The following is a 22,303-nucleotide window of genomic DNA, read 5'->3' on the forward strand; positions in this document are numbered from 1 at the left end:
GGGCAGGGAGTCGAAGTGATGGACGGCGATCCGCTCGGTTGGGAGTGGAAGCTGGGGTGAAACCGCGAGCATGATCTGGATGACGATGCCGTTGCGATAAGAATTTGCATGTGACGCGCGCGCCGGTTCTTCTATATCCGCAATGGAATAAGTGGATTGGGGGAAGACAATCGTGGCGGAAAACGGCAAGCGCAAGGCGTCGGACCTTTTTATCGAGTGCCTTGAGCGTGAGGGCGTCGAATATATCTTCGGCGTTCCAGGTGAGGAAAACCTCGACCTGCTCGATTCGCTGTCGCGTTCGCGGCAGATCAAGCTGATCCTTACCCGCCATGAGCAGGGCGCTGGCTTCATGGCGGCGACTTACGGACGGCATACGGGCAAGGCCGGTGTATGCCTCTCTACGCTGGGGCCGGGCGCGACCAACCTGGTGACCGCAGCTGCCTATGCGACGTTGGGTGGCATGCCGATGCTGATGATTACCGGGCAGAAGCCGATCAAGAAGTCCAAGCAGGGGCGCTTCCAGATCCTGGACGTGGTCTCGATGATGCAGCCGATCACGAAATATGCGCACCAGATGGCGTCCTCCGACAATATCCCGAGCCGCCTGCGCGAGGCTTTTCGCATCGCTGAGGAGGAAAAGCCGGGCGCCACGCATTTGGAATTGCCGGAGGACATTGCTGACGAACAGACGGATTCACGGCCGATCCCCCGTTCGATGGTCCGGCGACCCACGGCGGATATGAAGTCCGTAGTGCAGGCGGTCGAAGCGCTTGAGCGGGCAAGGCGCCCCTTGCTCATCATCGGCGCCGGCGCCAACCGCAAGATGACCAGCAACATGCTGAACGAATTTGTCGAGAAGACGGGGATCCCCTTCCTCACCACGCAACTCGGCAAGGGTGTGATCGATGAGCGGCATTCCCGCTTCCTCGGCTGCGCCGCGCTCTCCGCCGGCGATTTCGTCCACCGTGCGATCGAGGATTCCGACTGCATCCTCAATATCGGTCATGACGTGATCGAAAAGCCGCCGTTCTTCATGCACAACGCGGGTGAGCGCGATGAACGCGTGGTCATTCACGTCTCGACCAAGACCGCGGAAGTCGATCCCGTCTATTTCCCGCACATCGAAGTGATCGGCGATATCGCCAACGCCATCTGGCAGATCAAGGAAGCCGTCACGCCCTCGGCAAACTGGAGCTTTGACGAGATGTTGCGGTATCGCCGGGCCGAAGTGAAGCACACCACCGGGCTGGCCGCCGACGAGCGTTTTCCGATCTTCCCGCCCCACCTTGTCCAGCAAGTGCGTGACGCTTTGCCCGACGATGCGATCATCTGCCTCGACAACGGTGTCTACAAGATCTGGTTCGCACGGGGCTATTGCGCGTGCCGGCCTAATACCGTTCTGCTGGATAATGCCTTGGCGACCATGGGCGCGGGCCTGCCTTCCGCCATGGCCAGCGCGATGGTCTATCCCGACCGCAAGATCCTGGCGATCTGCGGCGATGGCGGTTTCATGATGAACAGCCAGGAAATGGAAACCGCAGTGCGCCTGGGCCTCAATCTCACAGTGCTGATCCTCAATGACAGCGCTTACGGCATGATCCGGTGGAAGCAGGCCAACATGGGCTTCGCCGATTTCGGGCTGACTTACGGCAATCCCGATTTCGTGCACTATGCGCGCAGCTATGGCGCCAATGGCTACCGCGTCGAAAGCGCGGGGCATCTGCGCGAACTGCTGGCCCATTGTCGCGATACCCCCGGCGTCCACTTGATCGATTGCCCTGTCGACTATTCCGAGAACGACCGCATTCTCAATGTAGAGATCAAGGAGATGTCGCGAGCGCTTTGAGGGCGCGGCGGACGTCATCAGCAATCCTCCAGCAAAAGCAGTTCCGCCTCCACCGCAAGGCGCGGATGGGGAACATATTGCTGTTCGACCGAAGCGATCGTGGCGTCGGCCACCAGGTGTCCTGGCACGGTAAATTCGTGGTCGGGCAGGGCCGCGATGAAGGCTTCGCCGCATTCGATTGCCTCGGCCCCCGCGAATTTGAGGATAATGGTGTGCCGCGCGCCTGAGAATGTGGCGCTGGACCAAGCTCTCTCGGCGTGGCTCACCAGTGCGGTTTCCGGTCCGGCGAGGTCGAGCACCTCGCTCAAAAGACGGTGCGAGGCGCCGCGTGGTCTTGTGAGCGAAGGGGACGCGACGAACATTCGAGGTGCGAGGTCAATAAGCATGGCTGCCCTCCTGCTGGCCGGCCAGATAGGTGTTCATGAAGGTTTCGATGCGGGCGGCGGTGCGTTCCCTCGGGATTCGGCCGTTGCGCAAGTCGGCCACGAATCGGGGGTCACGTGCGGCAAGCCTGCCGAATTTGGTGCAAGGCATGTCCGTCTTGCGCAGAAAGCGCTCGATCTGGCGCAGCAGCATGAGTGCGGTTCTCCGTGGATGATGATTCCTTATGTTCATCTTATGTTCCATCGGAAATCCTACTTGTCTAGGAAATTTCTTTCGTATAACGATTGCTGCATGAAAAACCGCGATGTCCCGCAGCGTTTGCTCGAGCTGGCCGATGAACGGCGGGTGAGCCTTGCGGCCCTGTCGCGTATGATTGGCAAGAATGCCAGTTATCTTCAGCAGTTTGTGCGCAAGGGCAGCCCGCGCAAGCTGGAAGAGGTGGACCGGGGAATGCTGGCGCGCTTCTTTGGTGTGGATGAGGTGGAACTGGGTAGGGAGAAGGAAAATTCCTTCGAGAATACCTCATTCGACCGAGGGGGGGATTGGTTCGATGTTCCTCGGCTCACGATCGGGGCATCCGCGGGTGTTGGCGTCCGACCGGAAGATGAACAGGTGTTCGGCACGATCCGGTTTTCCCTGCACTGGCTGCGCGGCATGGGTCTGCAGGTGGATATGCTTTCCGCCATCGCGGTGACGGGCGATTCGATGGAACCGACGCTGCGCGACGGGGACGAGATTCTGGTCGACCGCACGCCGCGCCCGCTGCGCGACGGCATTCACGTCGTCCGGTTGGAGGATAACCTGCTGGTCAAGCGGATCGACGCCGGGCGGCCTGGCCTTGTCGTGCTGCTCAGCGATAATCCTGCTTATCGTTCAATCGAATGTCGGCCTGATGAAGTGCAGGTGATTGGCAGAGTGGTCTGGAAGGGCGGACGCATTTGATGCGTTGCATTCGCCGCATGCAGCGGCCATTTCCCCTGCCATGACCGAGTCCAGCCAGCCGATGCGCGTCGGCATCATCCCCGTCACGCCGCTTCAGCAGAACTGCTCGCTCTTGTGGTGCACCAAGACCATGCGCGGGGCACTCGTCGATCCTGGCGGGGATTTGCCCAAGCTGAAACAAGCGCTGGAGAACACAGGCGTTGCGCTGGAGAAGATCCTCGTCACGCACGGCCACCTTGACCATTGCGGCCAGGCCGGCATCCTGGCGAAGGAAATGGGGGTGCCGATCGAAGGGCCTCACGAGGAGGATCGGTTTTGGATCGCGGCGCTTAACGATGACGGCCCGCGCTGGAACATGGAAGCGCGCACTTTTGAGCCGGATCGTTGGCTGCAGGATGGCGACACGGTCAGCGTCGGAGAACTGGAGATCGGCGTTGTGCATTGTCCGGGGCACACGCCCGGACACGTCGTGTTCCATCACGCGCCCAGCAAGTTCGCCATGGTGGGCGACGTGCTGTTCAAAGGCGGGATCGGCCGCTGGGATTTTCCGCGCGGGAATCTGGAAGATTTGGTGGCGTCGATCACGGGAAAGCTCTGGCCGCTCGGGGACGATGTGACTTTCGTCCCCGGCCATGGCCCGATCAGCACTTTCGGCGATGAGCGCCGCACTAACCCTTACGTGAGCGACGCCGCCCTGAAGAATGGGCTTCCGGTCTGACGGTCGATAAGCGAGGGGCTCAGAAGCGTCCCAGCGCAATCAGGACGGCCATCACCGAAAGGCCGAGCAGCGTCAACATCGTGATGAGGATGCCGCCGCCGCGCAGGACGTTTGCGTCCGTGCGATCCATGCCCAGGGGATGCAGCACGCGGCCGAGCATATAGACAGCGCCGACGATCGCCAGCCAGGCGCCGCCTTTGCCGGTCATCTCGATCCCCGCGATGAGAATCAGCACCAGAGGCGTGTTCTCGATGAAATTGAGCTGCGCGCGCATGCGCTGCGCCAGCAATGGATTGCCGCCATCGCCATGCAAAACCTTCGAGCCCACGCGCAGCCGGGCGATGCGTGTCATCAACCAGAGGTTGATTACCGCGGCGGCGGCAGCCAGGCTTAATGTGGTCTGCAGAATCATAGGGTTGGTCTCCATCATTGGCGGCGGCGTATATGAGGGAGGGACGAACGGGTTGCAACCGGCGAGAAATCGGGTATAGGCGCGCCTTCGCAAGCCGCCGTGCCCGTAACGGTCACCGGCGGCGTTTTTGACAAAACCGTATTTCCAGGAACAGGTGCCGAAATGGCTGTCCCTAAGAGAAAAACCACCCCGTCGCGTCGGGGCATGCGCCGCAGCCATGATGCCCTCAAGGCTGAAGCGTTCCATGAATGCCCGAATTGCGGCGAGCTGAAGCGCCCGCATAACCTCTGCAACGCTTGCGGCCACTACAACGGTCGCGAGATCGTCGCGGTCGAAGTCTAAGACCCCGGACGAGTTTCGGAGATCGCCCATGAGCTTGCCGCGTATCGCCGTTGACGCGATGGGCGGTGATGAGGGCGTGCGCGTCATGGTCGAGGGCGCGGCTCTTGCGCGCCGCCGGCATGACCGCTTCAAATTCCTGCTGGTCGGTGATGAACCGCGGATCAAGGCCGCGCTCGAAAATCACCCGAACTTGCGGGCAAGCTCGGAAATTCTGCATACTGACAGTGTCATCAGCGGCGAGGACAAGCCCAGCCAGGCCCTCCGCCGCGCCAAAGGCACCTCGATGGGGCGCGCGATCGAGGCCGTGAAGCAGGGTGACGCCGGCGCCGCCGTCAGCGCGGGCAATACCGGCGCGCTGATGGCCATCGCCAAGCTGACGCTGCGCACCATGCCGGGCATCGATCGGCCCGCACTCGCAGCTTTGCTGCCCACGCTGGGCGCCAACGACGTGATCCTGCTCGACCTCGGCGCCAATACCGAGTGTGACAGCCGCAACCTTGTGCAATTCGCGATCATGGGCGCGGCTTATGCTCGTGTGGCCACCGGGCGCGAACAGCCGCGCCTGCGCCTGCTCAATATCGGCACCGAAGAGATCAAGGGCACTGACCTGCTGCGCGACGCGGCGGCCACGCTGAAACGGGCGGCCGCCGACCTGTCGATTTCCTTCGACGGGTTCACTGAGGCGGACAAGATCTGCAGGGGCGATGTCGATGTTGTGGTGACGGACGGTTTTTCCGGCAATATTGCCCTCAAGGCGGTGGAAGGAACGGCGCGTTTCGTTGCGGATTTGCTGCGGCGCAGCTTTGCCAGTTCGTTGCGATCGAAAATCGGCTTCCTGATTTCGCGGCCCGCCACGGAACTGCTGAAGCATCATCTTGACCCGAACAATCATAACGGCGCGGTCTTTCTTGGCCTTAACGGCATCGTCGTGAAGAGCCATGGCGGCGCCAATGCCGCGGGTGTCGCCAATGCCGTCGCGGTGACCGCGCGGCTTCTGGAGGAAAATGTGACCGAGCGCATAACGGCCGACCTCGCCCGCGTAGGCGGGGAGAACTGGCGCATGCCGAAATCGCAGGAAGAGCGCGCGTGATGCTTCGTTCGGTTCTTCTGGGCACAGGCTCCGCGCTGCCCCGCCGCTCGGTCAGCAATGCAGAGCTTGCCGAGCGCGTGGACACCAGCGACGAGTGGATCGTTGAGCGTACCGGCATTTCCAATCGCCACATCGCCGAGCCTGACGAGACGACCGCAAGCCTCGCGACCGAGGCTGCTCGAAACGCTATCGAGGCGGCGGGGATAGAGGCCGCGTCGATTGACCTGATTATCCTGGCTACGGCCACGCCGGACCAGACTTTTCCGGCCACGGCCACGCTCGTGCAGAACAGCCTCGGCTGCCGGGGGGGAATCGCCTTTGACGTGGCGGCCGTCTGCTCGGGCTTCCTTTATGCGCTGGGTATTGCCGATTCGATGTTGCGGACCGGAATGGCCAAACGGGCGCTTGTGATCGGCTCGGAAACCTTCAGCCGCATCCTTGATTGGGAAGATCGCACCACTTGCGTCCTGTTCGGCGATGGCGCGGGCGCCGTGGTTCTTGAGGCGCAGGAACAGGCGGGCGATGCGCCTCGCGGCGTGCTCGCCACGCGGCTTCACGCTGACGGGGCACACAACCAGTTGCTCTATGTCGACGGCGGCCCTTCTACTACCGGTACGGTAGGCAAGCTGCGTATGAAGGGGCGCGAGGTATTTCGGCACGCCGTTGTCAATCTGGCAGAGGTGCTTAAGGAAGTCGTTGAAGAGGCGGGGGTTTCCACCGAGGATATCGACTGGCTCGTGCCGCATCAGGCCAATGCCCGCATTCTCGATGCTACGGCCAAAAAGCTGAACATGCCGCGAGAGAAGGTTGTCATGACCGTGGGGCAGCATGCGAATACCTCGGCTGCTTCGGTTCCGCTGGCGCTCGATCAGGCGGTGCGTGACGGCCGGATCGTTGCCGGCGACCTGGTCATGCTTGAGGCGATGGGTGGTGGCTTCACCTGGGGCGCAAGCCTGATCCGAATCTGATAACCATCCCGCCACGGCACACTTCGTTTCATAATTGTACGCACCATTGCTTTCTTCCCACATTTTCCTATGATTGCGCTTGGGGTCGGCGCACGAAGGGGAAGCGGGTGTGATGCGCTCGAGGGAAACGTTAACTAGGGCGGAAATCGCCGAAGCAATCCACAGAAAGCTGGGGCTTTCCAGGTCAGAGTCGCTTGCCATGGTGGAGGCTATTCTCCAGCATATGTGCGTGGCCTTGGCCAAGGGTGAGAATGTTAAGATATCGGGGTTCGGCACATTCCTGCTGCGCGACAAGGGCGAGCGGGTCGGCCGCAATCCCAAGACCGGTGTGGAAGTGCCCATCACTCCGCGACGGGTCATGACATTCCGCGCCAGCCAGATGCTCAAGGACCGCATCGCCGGAACCTGAAACCGGAGTCAGCATGAGCGGATCGCCAGTTTTCGAGTTTGATGACGGAAAGGATCCGCAGGCGCTGCGCACCATCGGCGAAGTGGCCGGTGCTCTTGGCATCCGCCAGCATGTGTTGCGATACTGGGAAGAGCAGTTCCCGGCACTGCAGCCGATCAAGCGCAGCGGGGGCCGCCGATACTATCGGCCGCAAGATGTCGCTCTGATCGTGGAGATCGATCGGCTGGTGCACCGTGAAGGCTACACCCTTCGCGGCGCTCGCAAGGCGATCGAGGACAAGGCCGTGGAATGCGAAGGGTTGGCGCCCGCGAACGGTGCGCCCGCCGCCGATGACGACTTGCGGCGCCGTCTTATGGACATTCGTAGGCAACTGGCAGAGGCGTTGGCTGCGGCCTAAGCGATCACGTCGGACCGATCAATCCACTCCGGGGCCCAGCGCGGGATCCAGATCACGCGGCCGGGTCAGGTGAACAAGGCGCCCGCAATTTTCCTCCAGGTCGGCCCAGCGGTTGATATCCAGTTCAAGCACCGCATACGCGGCGGTGGGAAACTTGTCTTCGACGACATCGCGCAAGGGGCTGCTACCATCATCCGGCACGAGATCGAAGATAAGGTCTTCAAGGCCGGGATTATGCCCGACCAGCATGACGGAGGCCGGATCGTCGTCTTGTTCACGCAGGACATCCATGAGCGTCGCTGAATTGGCCAAGTAGATCCGCCGGTCCCAGGTAATCGGCGGAGGCTCGCCCGCCGCCTCGCCCGCCAGTTCCAGCGTCTGCGTCACGCGGACCGCTGGTGAGGCGAGCACGCGCTGCCAGCTCACGGTGTGGTCGCGGATATGCTTGCCCATGACGGCGGCACCCGACCTTCCACGCTTGTTGAGTGGCCGGTCGAAATCGCGAAGCCGCGCGTCATTCCAGTCCGATTTGGCGTGGCGGAAAATTCCCAGAGTCTTCATTCGGACGGGCAGCTTTCGGCGGTATGTTCCAGTGTAGGGGTCAGAGCGTCCGGTGGACCTCTTCCCTTTTCTGCGCAGCATTCTCTGAAGCATGGGCGGCCACGCGCTGTAAAGCCTCCTCCAGCGAAATCCGCCGAATCGGGGTTCCCGTGGGAAAGGCGCCAAGCAGGCGGGAAGGGAAGGCGGACGAGAGCACGACAAAATAGCCGTGATCTTCGCGGCTGCGGATCAGACGACCGAAGGCTTGCGCGAGCCGCGCGCGGATGATGGTGTCGTCATAAGCGCCGCCGCCGTTCGCCAGCCGGCGGGCGCGATGAAGGATCGAGGGGCGCGGCCAGGGAACCTGCTCCATCACCACCAGACGCAGCGAATGGCCGGGCACGTCCACGCCATCGCGCAAGGCATCGGTTCCCAGCAGCGAGGCGGAGGGATCGTCGCGGAAGATATCGACCAGCGTGCCGGTGTCGATCGGGTCGACGTGTTGAGCATAGAGCGGCAAACCCGCCCGCGCGAGGCGATCGGCGATGCGGCCGTGAACCGCGCGCAGGCGGCGGATAGCGGTGAACAGGCCAAGCGCGCCGCCGCCCGAGGCTTCGACAAGGCGGGCATAAGCGGCGGCTAGGGCTGGAATGTCGCCGCGCGGCACATCAGTAACGATCAGGACCTCAGCCTGTGCCGCATAATCGAATGGACTTTCGTGCGCCGAAAGGCGTGGCGCGATGCCGATGTGGGGAGCGCCGGAGCGCGCCACCGCCTCGTCCCAATCCTCTCCGTCCCGCAGCGTCGCGGACGTCATGATGACGCCGTGGGCGGGTTCGAGCACCGTTTTGGCGAAGGGCTGCATCGGGTCGAGCCAGCGCCGATGAACGCCGATGTCGAACTCCCGAGCCTCGCTACGCTCGACCGCCAGCCAATCGACGAATTGCGGATCGGCCGGGCCCCCGAGCCGTTCGAGCAGCGCCTCCCAGGCGGAAAGCAGATCGATGCGCCAGGCAAGCGAATGGCGCGCCCCTTCGATGCGCGCGCGTCCCGGACCGTCCAGCCAATCTGGCGGCTCTTCAAGCAGCGCTTCCAGGCGCACCCCTAGCCGGATCAACGGCTGGCGCAGGTCTGCCAGGGCTTCCCGCGCCGCCTGCGCCGTTTCGACGAAAGAGCCGTCAAGGCCGGCCGCCTCGGTTTCCAAGCCATAACCTGCCTCTTGCCCGCCGCTTTCGTCGCGCGCGTAAACGGCGGCGCGCACGGCAGCGAGCAATTCCTCCAGCGGACCGAAAGGCGCGCCTTCCGCCAGGCGTTGCATCCAACCGTCTCCCGGCAATCGCTCGGCAGCGGCGCACGCCGATGCGATGGCCTTGGCGCCGGCCTCATCATAACTGGCGAGATCGGCCAGCCTTGCGGACAGTCCGCGACGGCGTCCACGGGCATTCTTCTCCGGGCCGATTACCCAACGGCGCAGTTCGATCGTCTCCGCGCCGGTCAATGCGGCGGCAAAGGTGGAATCGGCGGCGTCGAAGACGTGGTGCCCCTCGTCGAACACGATGCGGGTGGGGCGGGCCATCGTGTCCCGTCCGCGCGCCGCGTTGACCATGACGAGGGCGTGATTGGCGATCACCAGATCGGCCCCGGCACTGGCGCGCGATGCGCGCTCAATGAAGCATTTGCGGTAATGTGGGCAACCGGCGTAGACGCATTCGCCGCGCCGGTCGGTAAGCGAAGCGATGCCGCGCTGGCGAAACAGGGTGCCGAGCCAACCCGGTAGGTCGCCGCCGATCATGTCGCCGTCGCGCGTATAAGCGGCCCAGCGGGCGACAAGTTGCGCCAGAATTGCGGCGCGTCCGGCGAAGCCGCCTTGCAGCGCATCTTCCAGATTGAGCAGGCACAGGTAATTTTCGCGACCCTTGCGCACGACGACGGGCTGGCTGCCATCGGCGCGGCGATCGGGCCAGGCGCGGCGGCTTTCGCGGCGAAGCTGACGTTGCAGGGCCTTGGTGTAAGTGGAGACCCAGACTGTTCCGCCCGCCAGATCGCTCCACAGCGAAGCCGGGGCAAGATAGCCCAACGTCTTTCCGATCCCGGTGCCGGCCTGCGCCAGTAGCAGACGCGGCTGGCCAGATTTCTCGCGGGGTTCGAAAGCGAAGGCGGCCTGTGTCGCGTAATCGCGCTGGCCCAGGCGCTGTTCCGCGCTTGCTCCGGTAAGGTGCTCCAGGCGTCGGAGCACGTCCGCTTCGTTCAGCGTGACCTGGCGCGGCTGCAGTGGCTCGGCGCTTTCGTCCCATTCGGGGAGGCGGGTGAAGAGCCAGCGCTCGGCCTTGGGCGGCTTGGCGATCCGTCCGGTGAGCAGGGCGGCCCAGGGCCAGCGCATCCGGGTGAGGGACTGCAGCGCCGTCCACGCTCCCTCTCGCTCTGGCCAATCCGCTGATCCGCAGGTTTCCAGCAGCGCGCCGGCGGCTTCCTGCAGCAGTCGCGGGACGTCCGCGTCTCCTTGCGGCTCGGCAAGGCCCAATGCGCGAGCCACACCGCCAGGCGTTGGCACCATGAAACGGGCAGGATGCACGAATGCGAACAGTTCGAGCAGGTCCAGGCCCGAGAGGTCAGGATAACCGAGCCTGGTCGCTACCAGCGGGGCGTTGAGGATCAGCAGCGGCGTGTCTGCCGCCGCCATCACCGCGTCGCCCTTCGAGACCGTGCGGGTTCCGTCCGCCTCGCGCAGCCAACAGCCGCCGTGGCTGGCGTGCAGGGCGGAGACGGAGAGGGCGATCATCGTCCCGTCTTAGGCGTCGGGCCCCGGCTTGCAAACGCCTGCACGATGGCGGTTCGTCCGAAAAATCGCGCTGATACAATTTTCAGTCTTGTATAAGAACATTCAAGATATATCTTAAAAGCATCGTGTGATAGGAGGGTGCTCTTATGCGAAACAGAATGTTCAAGCGCTGGCGCGCTCATGGCCATGACTGTTGCCAGGGTGATGAAAGCCATGATGGCGCTGACGGCTTTCGTGGCATGCGCGGTGGTTTCGGCCGGCGCGCGATGATGATGCGAGCGGCATTTGGTCCCGGTCGGGGTGGCGTCGGCGGCGAGTTTCCCGGCGGCGGCTGGGGCATGGGCCACGGCGGCGCGGGCGGAGGGCGCCCGATGCGCGGCGGCCGTCGCAAGCGGCTGTTCGACCAGGCCGAGTTGCAGACGCTGCTGCTCGCGCTGATCGTGGAGGCGCCGCGCCATGGCTATGACTTGATCCGTGAGATCGAGGCGCTTTCGGGGGGCGATTATGCGCCAAGCCCAGGCGTGGTCTATCCTGCGCTTACCTATATGGAGGAATCGGGCCTGATCGAGGTCTCCGCCGAGGAAAGCGCCCGCAAGTCCTACCGGGCCACCGAGGAGGGGCGCAGGCAGGCCGAAACCGATTCAGAAACCGCAGCGGCGCTCAAGGCGCGGCTGGCCGCGCTGGCGGAAGCGCGCGACCGGGTCGATCCCGCGCCGGTGCGCCGGGCCATGCATGCGCTCAAGACCTCGGTGTTCGACCGTCTCTCGCGGGGCGCCGCGGACCGCGAGCTGATCCTGCAGATCGCAGACGTCATCGACGAAGCTACCCGCAAGATCGAAAGGATCGAGCCGTGAACACCATCGCCGCCAAAGTGAAAACGCCGAACGGTGCTAAGTACGTGCAGCAACTCTGCAAGCACTGGAGCCACAGGTTGCAGACCCAAACGGAAGGCGACGTTGGGACGGTCACTTTCCCCACCGCGATTGCGAGGATGACCGCCGATTCCGACGGCATCGCCATCGCGATTACCGGAGAGAGCCGGGCTGATCTGGAGCGGCTGACTGACGTGGTCGCCAGCCATCTTGACCGCTTCGCGTTCCGCGAGGCGCCCATGGCCTACGACTGGAATTGGCAGGAAACCACCGGCTGATCGGGGGGCTGAGTTCTTCCCCGCTGCTATACACTTGCGAAACCCGCGCAATTCGCCAAAGAGCGCGGCATGACTGACGTATTGTCCGATGAGGCCCTAATCGAAGCCGCCCGCGTGTCCAAGGCTTGGCCCTTTCAGGAGGCGCAGAAGCTGCTCAAGCGGTATCCCCATGGGAAACCTGGGGGGCAGGTGCTGTTCGAGACGGGTTATGGTCCGTCGGGTCTGCCGCATATCGGGACTTTTCAGGAAGTCTTGCGCACCACCTTGGTGCGCCGCGCTTATGAGACGCTGACGGGCGGCGCGCCGACGCGCCTCGTCGCCTTTTCCGACGACATGGACGGCCTGCGCAAGGTGCCTGAAAATGTTCCCAACCCGGAACTGCTCACCGCCAATCTCGGCAAGCCTCTGACCCGCATACCAGACCCCTTCGGCAAGTTCGAAAGCTTCGCGCATCACAACAACGCGATGCTGCGCGACTTCCTCGACCGCTTCGGTTTCGAATATGAGTTCGTTTCCGCCAGCGAGCGCTACAATTCGGGTGCGTTCGATACGGCGCTGAGCGAAGTGCTGAAGCATTACGATGTGATCATGGGCGTCATGCTGCCGACACTGCGCGAGGAGCGCCGCAAGACCTATTCGCCCGTGCTGCCGGTCTCGCCCAAGTCCGGCGTGGTGCTGCAGGTTCCCGTCGAGGTGCTGGATCCGGCGACGGGCATGATCCGCTTTGCCGACAGCGATGGGACCGTGATCGAGCAATCGGTCTTCGGCGGGCAGGCCAAGCTGCAATGGAAAGTCGATTGGGCGATGCGTTGGTATGCCCTGGGCGTCGATTACGAGATGTGCGGCAAGGATCTGACGGACTCGGTCACACAGTCGGGCAAGATCGTCCAGATCCTTGGCGGACGGAAGCCCGAAGGTCTCATTTATGAGCTGTTCCTGGATGAGAACGGCGAAAAGATATCCAAGTCCAAGGGCAACGGCCTGACCATAGAGCAATGGCTGACTTACGGCACTGAAGAGTCGCTGGCCTTCTACCTTTTCCGCGACCCCAAGAGCGCCAAGCAGCTGCATGTCGGCGTAATTCCCAAGGCGGTGGACGAATATTGGCAATTCCGCGGCAACCTGGCGGAACAGCCGGTCGACAAGCAGCTCGGCAATCCGGTCTGGCACCTGCTGCGAGTGAATGGCGACGGGGCCGGAGCGGGGGACGCGCTGCCCGTCACATTCTCATTGTTGCTCAACCTGGTTGGGGTGCTGGGGGCCGAGGCGACGGCCGAGCAGGTCTGGTCGTACCTCGGCAATTATGCCGCCGAAGCCACACCTGAGGCATATCCGGACCTTGCCGAACTGGTCCGGGCGGCGCTTGCCACCAATCGCGACTTCATCGCGCCCACGCTGGTGCGTCGGCCGCCCACCGCGAATGAGGCCGAGGCGCTGCGCGCGCTGGATACGTTCCTGAACATCGCCGGCCCTGACGTCACGGCCGAGGAATTGCAGAATGCGGTCTACGAGATCGGCAAGAATGAGGATTACGGCTTCGAAACGCTGCGCGACTGGTTCAGGGCGCTTTACGAAACGCTGCTCGGCTCGTCGCAAGGTCCGCGCATGGGCAGCTTCATTGCACTTTACGGCGTGCCTGAAACGCGCAAGTTGATCGCGGAGGCACTACAAGCTTCCCACTGACCAAACCCGCGAGGCGCGATGCTGAAGACTCCCCGGACGCCCGAAGAACTCTGCGAGGAACTGCTCGGCCGCAAGTTCGCCGATGTAGACCCGGAGGAGCAGCGTGTGCTTGAGCGCATTTCCTCCGGCAGTGTGGTCGGCCCCGATGCGCTGGAGGAGGCGGCGCTCCATGCCAGCTTCGGCGATCGCCTGGCGGACCGTGTCGCGGCGATCGGCGGATCGTGGGGATTCATCATGGGCTTCGGCGTGGTGCTGTTGGCCTGGATGCTCGTCAACGGCCGCATCCTGGACAGCCTGGGTCTGCGCCCCTTCGATGCCTATCCCTATATCTTCTTGAACTTGATCCTCTCAATGCTGGCGGCGATCCAGGCCCCCGTCATCATGATGAGCCAGAACCGCCAAGCCGCAAGGGACCGCATCAGCGCCCGCCACGATTATGAGGTGAATTTGCGCACGCAGCTTGAACTCATTCGGCTGCACAAGCGCTTCGATCATCTTTTCGAATATCTCGAAGCGCGCGCCAGTGCAGAGGCGGGGGAGGAGACTTGAACCCGGCCCTCCTCCTTGCCTACCAGAAGAAATCGTAGATCACGTCCACCACTTCGCCGGTGTAGATGTTCACCAACAGCACGTCGTCGTAATAGCGGACCCAGCGGTAAGGCCCGTAGACTTCGGGCAGGCGATAGGACCACGGATCGTCGATCCAGTAGCGGTTGGTGTAGAACAACGAACCCAGCGTGATGCCTATGCCGATCCGGCGATAGGAATAGCCGTAATAGGGCGCGTAATATCGGCCGATGCTATAGACTTCGCGATGCGCATCACGGTAGCGTCGCCAGTCATACCGGTCGTTCCGCCGCCAGGAGCCGCGGTCCCAGTCGCGATAGTTTCCGCGATAGGTACGATCCCGGTCGCCACGATTGTCACGCCAGCCGTCCCGATCTCCTCGCCAACCTTCGCGGTCGCCGCGCCAGGCGCCGCGATCATTGTCGCGACGCTGATCCGTCCATCGAGGATCGCGGTTGCGATCGGCGGGATTCCAGCCACCGCGTCCGGCCTCGCGGCCCTCGCGATTCCAGGCGCCGCCTCGGCTGCGGTTTTCATCGGAGTTCGATGACCGGTTGTTGTCGCGCAGGGGTTGGCCCCAGACGCTGGTCCGCGGTCCGCCGTTCTGGGGCGGGCTACGTTCGGCCTGGGAACGCCGAGCCTGTTCCATCCGGGCGCGCATGTCGCCGAAGTTGCGAACTTCCGCGTCTGGGCGCGCCGCTGGCGGGCGGGCAGTCGGCGCGGGAGCTTGCGGCGCCGGGCGGCCGCTCCAGGAGCCTTGGCCCCCGCCGCGATTGCCGGGATATTCGTGAGGATTACCGCGATGTTCGCCGTTCTCGCGCTGCGGACGATCCTCCGCCGCGGCCAGGGTGGGGGCGGCCAAGGTCGCAAGGGCTATTGCCAGCGCGCCGGCCGACAGGAATGATTTGGCTTTCATGTTCTTGCCTTTCGCCACGTTTTCCGGCCGAAATGCCGGAATTTGCCGCACGGCAACGGGCGGCCTTCTGCAAGCTTTTAAGGCAGGGGCGCTGTCCTGGAACTGAACCGTAAAGTTGCTTAGCGTTAAGGTTGTCTGGAATGGAGATGAACCGGATTGCCGCTGCGAAGCCTGCGAGGGCAATCCGGTTCGCCGCTGAGAGACGCGGTCAGCGCGTCAATTTCTTGTAAGCGAGACGGGTGGGACGGTCTGCCGCATCGCCCAGACGGCGGCGCTTGTCTTCCTCGTAAGCCTCGAAGTTGCCTTCGAACCATTCGACGTGGCTATCGCCCTCGAACGCCAGGATATGCGTGGCCAAGCGGTCCAGGAAGAAGCGGTCGTGGCTGATAACCACAGCGCAGCCCGCGAAGTTTTCGATCGCTTCCTCCAGCGCGCCCAGCGTTTCCACATCAAGGTCGTTGGTCGGCTCGTCAAGCAGCAGTACGTTGCCGCCGGTCTTGAGCATCTTGGCGAGGTGCACGCGGTTACGCTCACCGCCAGAGAGCTTGCCGACGTTCTTCTGCTGATCCTGGCCCTTGAAATTGAATGCGCCGACATAAGCGCGCGTCGACATATCGTGGCCATTGACCTTCATGTAATCGAGCTTGTCCGAGATTTCCTCCCAGACGTTGTTCTTGCCGTCCAGATGATCGCGGTTCTGGTCCACGTAGCCCAGATGCACCGTCTGGCCGATCTCGATCGAGCCGGAATCCGGCTTCTCCTGCCCGGTGATGATCTTGAACAGCGTGGACTTGCCCGCGCCGTTCGGACCGATCACGCCGACGATTCCGCCCGGCGGCAGGATGAACGAGAGATCCTCGAACAGCAGTTTGTCGCCATACGCCTTGGAGATATTCTTGGCTTCGATCACTTTGCCGCCCAGGCGCTCAGGCACCTGGATGACGATCTGCGCCTTGCCGGGCGTGCGGTTTTCCTGTGCGGCCTGTAGTTCCTCGAACTTCTTGATGCGGGCTTTCGATTTGGTCTGACGGCCTTTGACCCCGGCGCGGATCCACTCAAGCTCGTCCTTGATCGCCTTCTGACGGCCGGACTCCTCGCGGTCTTCCTGCTCCAGGCGCTTGGCCTTCTTCTCCAGATAAGTCGAATAGTTGCCTTCGTAAGGGAAATACTTGCCCCGATCGAGTTCGAGTATCCAGCCCACCACATTGTCAAGGAAATAGCGGTCGTGCGTAATCATCAGCACCGCGCCGGCATATTCCTTCAGGTGGTTTTCCAGCCATTCGACGGACTCGGCGTCGAGGTGGTTGGTAGGTTCGTCCAGCAGCAGGATGTCCGGCTTCTGAATCAGCAGACGGGTAAGGGCGATACGCCGCTTCTCGCCGCCCGAAAGGCTGTCTACCGGCCAGTCGCCCGGAGGGCAGCGCAAGGCTTCCATGGCGACTTCAAGCTGGTTGTCGAGCGTCCAGCCGTCTACCGCGTCGATCTGGTCCTGCAATTCGCCCATTTCGGCCATGAGAGCATCGAAATCGCAATCCTCCGGCGGATCGCCCATAATCATGGATATCTCGTTGAAGCGATCGATCTTGTCAGCGACTTCGCGCGCGCCGTCCTTCACGTTTTCCAGAACGGTTTTGCTGGGATCGAGCTGTGGTTCCTGCGGCAGGTAGCCGACAGTGATGTTCTCACCCGGCCAGGCTTCGCCGGTGAAATCGGTGTCGATACCCGCCATGATCTTCATCAGGGTCGATTTGCCGGCACCGTTCGGGCCTACGATGCCGATCTTGGCGCCCTGGTAGAATTGCAGGCTGATGTTGCTCAGCACCGGCTTCTGGGCACCGGGAAAAGTCTTGGTCATGCCTTTCATGACGAAGGCGTATTGCGCGGCCATCGGGTTCCTCTGGGTCTGGCGTGTACGGGGTTTGCGCGCCGCTCTACAGGGACGGGCCCGGCTTGCCAAGCGCGGCGAGGCGCGCAGTCTGATCGGCGGGCCATGATGGTTGCAATGAGGGCGCCTGCGCATCCACGAGATTGGCAAGCTCACCGCAACGCGATAGGCAAAGCCATGTTCAAGCGAAATTATCTTGGCCGGCACCTCTGGATCTACCCGGCCATTTTTATCCTTCCATCGGCTGCCCTCGCCACCCCGTCGCAAGGCACTGGTGCAGCGTGGGATATCGTCGAAGGGCTGACAACAGAGATTGGCCCTCGCTTGGCCGGTTCCGCGGCAGAGGCTCGTGCACGCGCATGGGGGGCGAAGAAGCTCAAGTCGCTTGGTTTCCACAACGTGCGGGTGGAAGAGTTCAAGACGCTGGCCTGGCGACGCGGCGAAGAACATGCGCGGCTGGCGGCGCCTTACGATCAACCGCTGGCGATCACCGCCCTCGGCTTTTCCGCGCCCACACCAAAGGGCGGGCTCAGGGGCGAGTTGATCTATTTCCCGACCCTGGCTGCGCTGCAGGCGGTGCCTGAGGGTGCGCTCAAAGGCAAGATTGCTTTCATCGATCATGCCATGCGACCGGCTCAGGACGGGTCCGGGTACGGCCCCTATGGCGATGTGCGCCGCAAGGGACCCAGCATCGCCGCGCGCAAAGGGGCGGCTGGTGTTGTCATTCGATCAGTCGGGACGGACAGCCATCGCAATCCGCACACCGGAGTCACTACATGGGACAAAGATGTGACTCCAATCCCGGCGGGCGCTGTGTCGAACCCGGATGCTGACCTGATCGCCCGGATCGCCCCGCGTGGAAAGCCGATGAGCATCGACCTGATGCTGGAGAACACGCCATCCCCCAATGCCACATCCGGCAATGTCGTGGCCGATCTGCCGGGCAGAGATCCTTCGCTGCCGATCATCCTCGTCGCCTGCCACCTGGATTCATGGGATCTGGGGACGGGGGCGATAGACAATGCCTCCGGCTGCAGCATCGTCACCGCAGCGGCGCTGGCGGCGCAGCAGGGCGGGCCGACGCTACGGACGATCCGCGTGCTGTGGTCAGGCAATGAGGAAATGGGCCTGGAAGGCGGTGGTGGCGCCTATTACGCGGTACGGCACGGCGGCGAGGCCCACGCCCTGGCCATGGAAAGCGATTTCGGCGCCGACCGGGTGTGGGCGGTCAGCTATGCCATGGCGCCAGCCAATAAGGCGCTGACGGAGAAGGTTTCCGCCGCGCTGTGGCCGATGGGCGTGGTGCCTCACGCGAAGCCGGCGCGCGGCGGTTCGGATATTGAGGCGATCATCGCGGCGCAGAAGCTTGCGGTGATCGATCTGGGGCAGGACGGTACGCATTATTTCGACCTGCATCACACCGCCGATGATACGCTGGACAAAGTGGACCCAGCGATGCTGCAGCAGAATGTCGATGCCTGGGCGGCTGTGCTCAAGGTGATCGCCAATGAGCTGGGGCCGATCGCGCAGGCGAAGGCGGGCAAGGATTGATGCTGCGGGCGCGTGGCCGTCATCCCAGCGCGGCAATCCTTTCCGCTATCGCGATCAGCCGTTTCGCCTGTTCCAGGTGAAGCAGTTCGGTCATCCTGCCGTCCACGCGGATAGCGCCTTTGCCCTGGTTTTCGGGCTGTTCGAAGGCTTCGATCACCGCTTGCGCCCAAGCAAGATCCGCTTCGCTCGGGCTGAACACGGCGTTGCAGGGAGCAATCTGCGCGGGGTGAATCAGGCTTTTTCCGTCAAAGCCGAACATCAGACCCTGCCTGGCCTCCGCTTCGAACGCATCCAGATCGCGAAACTCGTTGCACACGCCGTCAAGGATCGCCAGCCCATGTGCGCGGGCGGCGGCGACGGCCGTTGACAGGAAAGGCAGGAACGGCGTGCGGCAGGGCGTGAGTTGCGCGCGCATTTCCTTGGCCAGATCGTTCGTCCCCATGATCCATAGCGACAGGCGGGTCGAGGCGGCGCTCGCGGCGATGGCGTCAAGGTTCAGCACGGCCTCGCAGGTCTCGATCATCGTCCAGAGCTGCATCGCGGCCGGGGCCTGCGCCAATGCATCCTGATAGCGGCCGATGTCTCGAGCCGAGCTGACTTTGGGCACCAGTACCGCGTCGGCAGTGGAAGCGGCGACGGCGGCAAGATCGTCCGCGCCCCATTCGGTATCGAGGCCGTTGACGCGGATCGCCACTTCCCGGTTCCCGAAATCCCCTTCCAGCACCGCCGCAACAGCCGCCGCTCGTGCCTGGGCCTTCATTTCGGGCGCCACCGCATCCTCAAGATCAAGGATCACCACGTCGCAAGGCAGAGTGCGTGCCTTGGCGATCGCCTTGGCGTTCGAGGCGGGCAGGTAAAGCGCGCTGCGGCGCGGGCGATCGGAGGCGGCGGTCATGCTGGATCGTGTCCTTTTCGGCTTGCGCTTTCTTGCAAGGCGAGCTGCCGCGTGGTCAAGCGCCCGGTTCGGCTGATCGTGCGGACAACCGTTTTTCAGTTATGCGCTCTCGCGCGGCCCGGCTGGACAATCAGCCTCGGCCAGTCCAGACTGGCCTAATGCGCAGATTTCTTACCACATTCGTTGCGGCGGGCGCGTTGGCGCTGCCTGCCGCCGCCTTCGCTGACCTGCCGGTCGGAGCCAAGGCCCCGGCATTCAGCACGTCAGTGGCGCTTGGCGGCAAGACGATGCCATTCAGCCTGCCGGCGGCGCTGCGGCGCGGACCGGTGGTGCTCTATTTCTACCCCAAGGCGTTCACTCAGGGCTGCACATTGGAAGCACATGCATTCGCTGAGGCGAGTGACGAGTTCAAGGTGATGGGGGCTACGGTGATTGGCATGTCCGCCGATGATTTGCCCACCTTGCGGAAATTCTCGACCGAAGCGTGCCGCAGCAAGTTCGCCGTCGGCGTCGCCTCGCCCGGTATCGTCAAGGATTACGACGTGGCGCTCGCCAGGCCAGGGGCGCCCGCGGGCCTCACCACGCGCACCAGTTATGTGATCGCGCGCGACGGCAGGATTGTGCTCGTCCATTCCGATATGGACTACCGCGATCATGTGAAACTGACTTTGGACGCGGTGAAGAAGCTCGCGGATAAACCCTGACAGTACGCTGCTCTTGAATCACCCTGCCTTTGGCGGGTAAGGGCCTCCCTTTCCGCACGGAGCCATTTGCGCGGGGCCCCCTGAACGGGAGGCGTCTTGTCGGCGTGCCGCTGCATCACTGGAGTTTTTCGCCATGCGTGCCGAAGGGCAGGCCCATATTGATCGGATCGAGAAGGCGCTCGCGCTGGTTCGCAAGTTTCTTGACTGGGATCGCGCGCTGCGTCGGTTCGATGAACTGAACGCCCGTGTCGAGGACCCGACCTTGTGGGATAAGCCCAAGGAAGCTGAAGCGGTGATGCGCGAGCGTCGGCGGCTGGAAGCCTCCATCGGCGCGGTCAACCAGATCAGCCAGGAGATGGCCGACGCCGTCGAGTTCGTGGAGCTGGGCGAACTGGAAGGGGACGAGGACACCGTCAACGAAGGGCTGACCACGCTCGCCGCGCTGGCGGAGCGCGCCGACGCCGACAAGGTCCAGGCCCTGCTCGCGGGTGAGGCTGACGCCAATGACACTTATCTGGAAATCCACGCCGGCGCGGGCGGGACGGAGAGCCAGGACTGGGCCGAAATGCTTCAGCGCATGTATACCCGCTGGGCCGAACGCCATGGCTACAAGGTGGAACTGGTCGATTATCACGCGGGCGAAGCTGCCGGGATAAAAAGCGCGACGCTGCTTATCAAGGGAGAGAACGCTTACGGTTATGCCAAGACCGAAAGCGGTGTGCATCGCTTGGTGCGGATCAGTCCTTATGACAGCTCCGCACGCCGCCACACCAGCTTCTCCTCAGTGTGGGTCTATCCCGTGATTGACGACAGCTTCGAGATCGAGGTCAATCCGGCGGACCTGAAGATCGATACCTATCGTGCTTCCGGCGCGGGCGGCCAGCACGTCAACACCACTGATTCGGCGGTGCGTATCACGCACCAGCCGACAGGTATCGTCGTCGCCAGCCAGATTGACCGTTCGCAGCACAAGAACCGGGAAATCGCGATGGGCATGCTGAAAGCGCGCCTGTTCGAGGAAGAGATGCGCAAGCGCGAGGAAGCCGCCAGTGCCGAGCACGCCAGCAAAAGCGATATCGGCTGGGGGCATCAGATCCGCTCTTACGTGCTTCAGCCTTATCAGCAGGTGAAGGATTTGCGCACGGGCGTGGTTTCCACCGCGCCGGACGATGTGCTGGACGGTGAACTGGACGCCTTCATGGCCGCCGCGCTTTCGCAGCGCGTAACCGGCGAGAAGGTGGAGGTCGAGGACGTCGACTGAGGCCGACCGGATCGCTTTTGCCCGGAGCGATCGCGTTCACCGGATTGGATAGTCCAATCCGTTTGCGCAGCCAGTCGCGATACTTTGCCAAGCGCGATACAAGGCGCTAAGGGGCCGCATGTTCCCGTCCCGCCGCCCTTTCCCGGTCGTCCTGCTGCTGGCCCTTTGCGCGTGCCAGCCGAAGACCGCCGATGGCCGGAGGCCGGAGACTTCGCGCGATTTTCCCGTCGCTGACCGGCCAGTTTCCCGGTCCACGGACACCGCCTTCTCCTCTGAAGTCCAACGCGACAGCAAGAATGAGGCGCGCGTCGTCATGGACCTCGCCGCCATCCGGCCGGGCATGACCGTGGCCGACATCGGCGCGGGCGAAGGCTATTACACCGTTCGCCTGGCGCAGCGAGTCGGTGCGAAAGGGCGGGTGCTGGCTGAGGATATCAATGCTGCGGCCAATGAACGGCTGGGCAACCGCGTCCTGCGCGAAGGGCTGGAGAACGTGTCGATCAAACTCGGCACGGAGGACGATCCCAGCCTGCCGCCGAACAGCTTTGACCGCATCTTCATGGTGCACATGTACCACGAAGTGATTGAACCGTACGCTTTCCTGTGGCGTTTGCGCCCGGCGCTGCGGCCGGGAGGCAGAGTGATCGTGGTCGATGTCGACCGTCCGACAGACGCGCACGGCATTCCGCCGGCGCTTCTGTTCTGCGAATTGAACGCAGTGGGCTTTCGTTTGACGGAATTTGTTCGTAAGCCGGAACTGCAGGGGTATTATGCGCAATTCGAAGCCGTGGGTGCACGGCCTGCGCCTGGGGACATTGCACCATGCCGCGTTTTGGGCGGCGCTAAGGCGGATTTACATTGACG

The 22,303-nt window shown here is 63.1% G+C and carries 24 protein-coding genes; 16 read left to right on the forward strand and 8 right to left on the reverse strand.

The features are described from left to right. The first annotated feature begins 172 nt into the window (after window positions 1-172). Window positions 173-1,846, forward strand: a complete 1,674-nt coding sequence (locus V7D69_RS08215) for an acetolactate synthase large subunit (RefSeq protein ID WP_324062911.1) — start codon at window positions 173-175, stop codon at window positions 1,844-1,846. 17 nt (window positions 1,847-1,863) lie between these two features. On the opposite strand, the gene V7D69_RS08220 is transcribed toward V7D69_RS08215, so the two are convergent. Continuing rightward, on the reverse strand, window positions 1,864-2,232 hold the full coding sequence (locus V7D69_RS08220; protein WP_333605546.1) for a hypothetical protein: 369 nt from the start codon (window positions 2,230-2,232) through the stop codon (window positions 1,864-1,866). Then, a complete protein-coding gene (locus V7D69_RS08225; RefSeq protein ID WP_324062913.1) occupies window positions 2,222-2,422 on the reverse strand; it encodes a hypothetical protein in 201 nt (66 codons plus the stop codon). Before V7D69_RS08225 ends, V7D69_RS08220 begins: the two co-directional genes overlap by 11 nt. A 99-nt stretch (window positions 2,423-2,521) precedes the next feature. Between V7D69_RS08225 and V7D69_RS08230 the strand changes: the two genes are divergently transcribed. Next, complete coding sequence (locus tag V7D69_RS08230) at window positions 2,522-3,172, forward strand: S24 family peptidase (RefSeq protein ID WP_333605547.1); 651 nt, start codon at window positions 2,522-2,524, stop codon at window positions 3,170-3,172. A 40-nt stretch (window positions 3,173-3,212) separates the two neighbouring features. Continuing rightward, a complete protein-coding gene (locus V7D69_RS08235; RefSeq protein WP_333605548.1) occupies window positions 3,213-3,890 on the forward strand; it encodes an MBL fold metallo-hydrolase in 678 nt (225 codons plus the stop codon). A 19-nt stretch (window positions 3,891-3,909) separates the two neighbouring features. Here the strand turns inward: V7D69_RS08235 and V7D69_RS08240 are convergent, their stop codons facing one another. Then, the gene (locus V7D69_RS08240) at window positions 3,910-4,302 is read right to left on the reverse strand and encodes an MAPEG family protein (protein ID WP_324064672.1); all 393 of its coding nucleotides are present in this window, start codon (window positions 4,300-4,302) and stop codon (window positions 3,910-3,912) included. 162 nt (window positions 4,303-4,464) lie between these two features. On the opposite strand from V7D69_RS08240, the gene rpmF reads away from it, so the two are divergent. The 5 genes from rpmF to V7D69_RS08265 all read left to right on the forward strand — a co-directional run bounded on the left by rpmF (window position 4,465) and on the right by V7D69_RS08265 (window position 7,508). Further along, on the forward strand, window positions 4,465-4,644 hold the full coding sequence (gene rpmF, locus V7D69_RS08245; RefSeq protein ID WP_148627866.1) for a 50S ribosomal protein L32: 180 nt from the start codon (window positions 4,465-4,467) through the stop codon (window positions 4,642-4,644). Window positions 4,645-4,672: 28 nt separating this feature from the next. Next, the gene (gene plsX / locus V7D69_RS08250) at window positions 4,673-5,734 is read left to right on the forward strand and encodes a phosphate acyltransferase PlsX (RefSeq protein ID WP_324064671.1); all 1,062 of its coding nucleotides are present in this window, start codon (window positions 4,673-4,675) and stop codon (window positions 5,732-5,734) included. Next, window positions 5,734-6,702, forward strand: coding sequence for a beta-ketoacyl-ACP synthase III (locus V7D69_RS08255; RefSeq protein ID WP_324064676.1), 969 nt, complete (start codon window positions 5,734-5,736; stop codon window positions 6,700-6,702). Before plsX ends, V7D69_RS08255 begins: the two co-directional genes overlap by 1 nt. Window positions 6,703-6,814: 112 nt before the next feature. After that, window positions 6,815-7,111: an integration host factor subunit alpha gene (locus tag V7D69_RS08260; protein WP_324064670.1), complete on the forward strand. Its 297-nt coding sequence runs from the start codon at window positions 6,815-6,817 to the stop codon at window positions 7,109-7,111. 13 nt (window positions 7,112-7,124) lie between these two features. Further along, complete coding sequence (locus V7D69_RS08265) at window positions 7,125-7,508, forward strand: MerR family transcriptional regulator (protein ID WP_324064669.1); 384 nt, start codon at window positions 7,125-7,127, stop codon at window positions 7,506-7,508. An 18-nt stretch (window positions 7,509-7,526) separates the two neighbouring features. Here V7D69_RS08265 and V7D69_RS08270 read toward each other — a convergent pair whose 3' ends face one another. Both V7D69_RS08270 and V7D69_RS08275 read right to left on the reverse strand, forming a co-directional pair. After that, window positions 7,527-8,069 (reverse strand): SixA phosphatase family protein, encoded by a 543-nt coding sequence (locus V7D69_RS08270; protein ID WP_324064668.1) that lies wholly within the window; start codon window positions 8,067-8,069, stop codon window positions 7,527-7,529. A 40-nt stretch (window positions 8,070-8,109) separates the two neighbouring features. Continuing rightward, entirely contained in the window at window positions 8,110-10,827 is a 2,718-nt protein-coding gene (locus V7D69_RS08275) for an ATP-dependent DNA helicase (protein ID WP_333605549.1), read from the reverse strand. Window positions 10,828-10,973: 146 nt separating this feature from the next. On the opposite strand from V7D69_RS08275, the gene V7D69_RS08280 reads away from it, so the two are divergent. From V7D69_RS08280 to V7D69_RS08295, 4 genes are all read left to right on the forward strand, one after another. After that, window positions 10,974-11,681 carry a PadR family transcriptional regulator gene (locus V7D69_RS08280; RefSeq protein ID WP_333605550.1) on the forward strand — a complete coding sequence of 236 codons (708 nt, stop codon included), beginning with the start codon at window positions 10,974-10,976 and terminating at the stop codon, window positions 11,679-11,681. Then, complete coding sequence (locus V7D69_RS08285) at window positions 11,678-11,977, forward strand: DUF2218 domain-containing protein (RefSeq protein WP_324063844.1); 300 nt, start codon at window positions 11,678-11,680, stop codon at window positions 11,975-11,977. Before V7D69_RS08280 ends, V7D69_RS08285 begins: the two co-directional genes overlap by 4 nt. A 69-nt stretch (window positions 11,978-12,046) precedes the next feature. Next, complete coding sequence (locus V7D69_RS08290) at window positions 12,047-13,660, forward strand: lysine--tRNA ligase (protein ID WP_333605551.1); 1,614 nt, start codon at window positions 12,047-12,049, stop codon at window positions 13,658-13,660. An 18-nt stretch (window positions 13,661-13,678) separates the two neighbouring features. Next, entirely contained in the window at window positions 13,679-14,209 is a 531-nt protein-coding gene (locus V7D69_RS08295; RefSeq protein ID WP_324063846.1) for a DUF1003 domain-containing protein, read from the forward strand. Window positions 14,210-14,228: 19 nt separating this feature from the next. Here the strand turns inward: V7D69_RS08295 and V7D69_RS08300 are convergent, their stop codons facing one another. After that, window positions 14,229-15,143 (reverse strand): RcnB family protein, encoded by a 915-nt coding sequence (locus V7D69_RS08300; protein WP_333605552.1) that lies wholly within the window; start codon window positions 15,141-15,143, stop codon window positions 14,229-14,231. 208 nt (window positions 15,144-15,351) lie between these two features. After that, a complete protein-coding gene (ettA, locus tag V7D69_RS08305) occupies window positions 15,352-17,031 on the reverse strand; it encodes an energy-dependent translational throttle protein EttA (protein WP_324063848.1) in 1,680 nt (559 codons plus the stop codon). Between the two features lie 174 nt (window positions 17,032-17,205). On the opposite strand from ettA, the gene V7D69_RS08310 reads away from it, so the two are divergent. Then, complete coding sequence (locus tag V7D69_RS08310) at window positions 17,206-18,579, forward strand: M28 family peptidase (protein ID WP_333605553.1); 1,374 nt, start codon at window positions 17,206-17,208, stop codon at window positions 18,577-18,579. Window positions 18,580-18,598: 19 nt separating this feature from the next. Here V7D69_RS08310 and V7D69_RS08315 read toward each other — a convergent pair whose 3' ends face one another. Further along, on the reverse strand, window positions 18,599-19,474 hold the full coding sequence (locus V7D69_RS08315; RefSeq protein WP_333605554.1) for an HpcH/HpaI aldolase/citrate lyase family protein: 876 nt from the start codon (window positions 19,472-19,474) through the stop codon (window positions 18,599-18,601). A 158-nt stretch (window positions 19,475-19,632) separates the two neighbouring features. On the opposite strand from V7D69_RS08315, the gene V7D69_RS08320 reads away from it, so the two are divergent. The 3 genes from V7D69_RS08320 (at window position 19,633) to V7D69_RS08330 (ending at window position 22,301) form a co-directional block, all read left to right on the forward strand. Then, window positions 19,633-20,178 (forward strand): peroxiredoxin, encoded by a 546-nt coding sequence (locus tag V7D69_RS08320; RefSeq protein ID WP_324063851.1) that lies wholly within the window; start codon window positions 19,633-19,635, stop codon window positions 20,176-20,178. Between the two features lie 133 nt (window positions 20,179-20,311). Then, complete coding sequence (gene prfB, locus V7D69_RS08325) at window positions 20,312-21,439, forward strand: peptide chain release factor 2 (RefSeq protein ID WP_324063852.1); 1,128 nt, start codon at window positions 20,312-20,314, stop codon at window positions 21,437-21,439. Between the two features lie 118 nt (window positions 21,440-21,557). Next, the gene (locus V7D69_RS08330; RefSeq protein WP_324063853.1) at window positions 21,558-22,301 is read left to right on the forward strand and encodes a class I SAM-dependent methyltransferase; all 744 of its coding nucleotides are present in this window, start codon (window positions 21,558-21,560) and stop codon (window positions 22,299-22,301) included. Window positions 22,302-22,303 lie beyond the last annotated feature (2 nt).

It is taken from the genome of Novosphingobium sp. (assembly GCF_036733805.1).
GTDB lineage: Bacteria > Pseudomonadota > Alphaproteobacteria > Sphingomonadales > Sphingomonadaceae > Novosphingobium.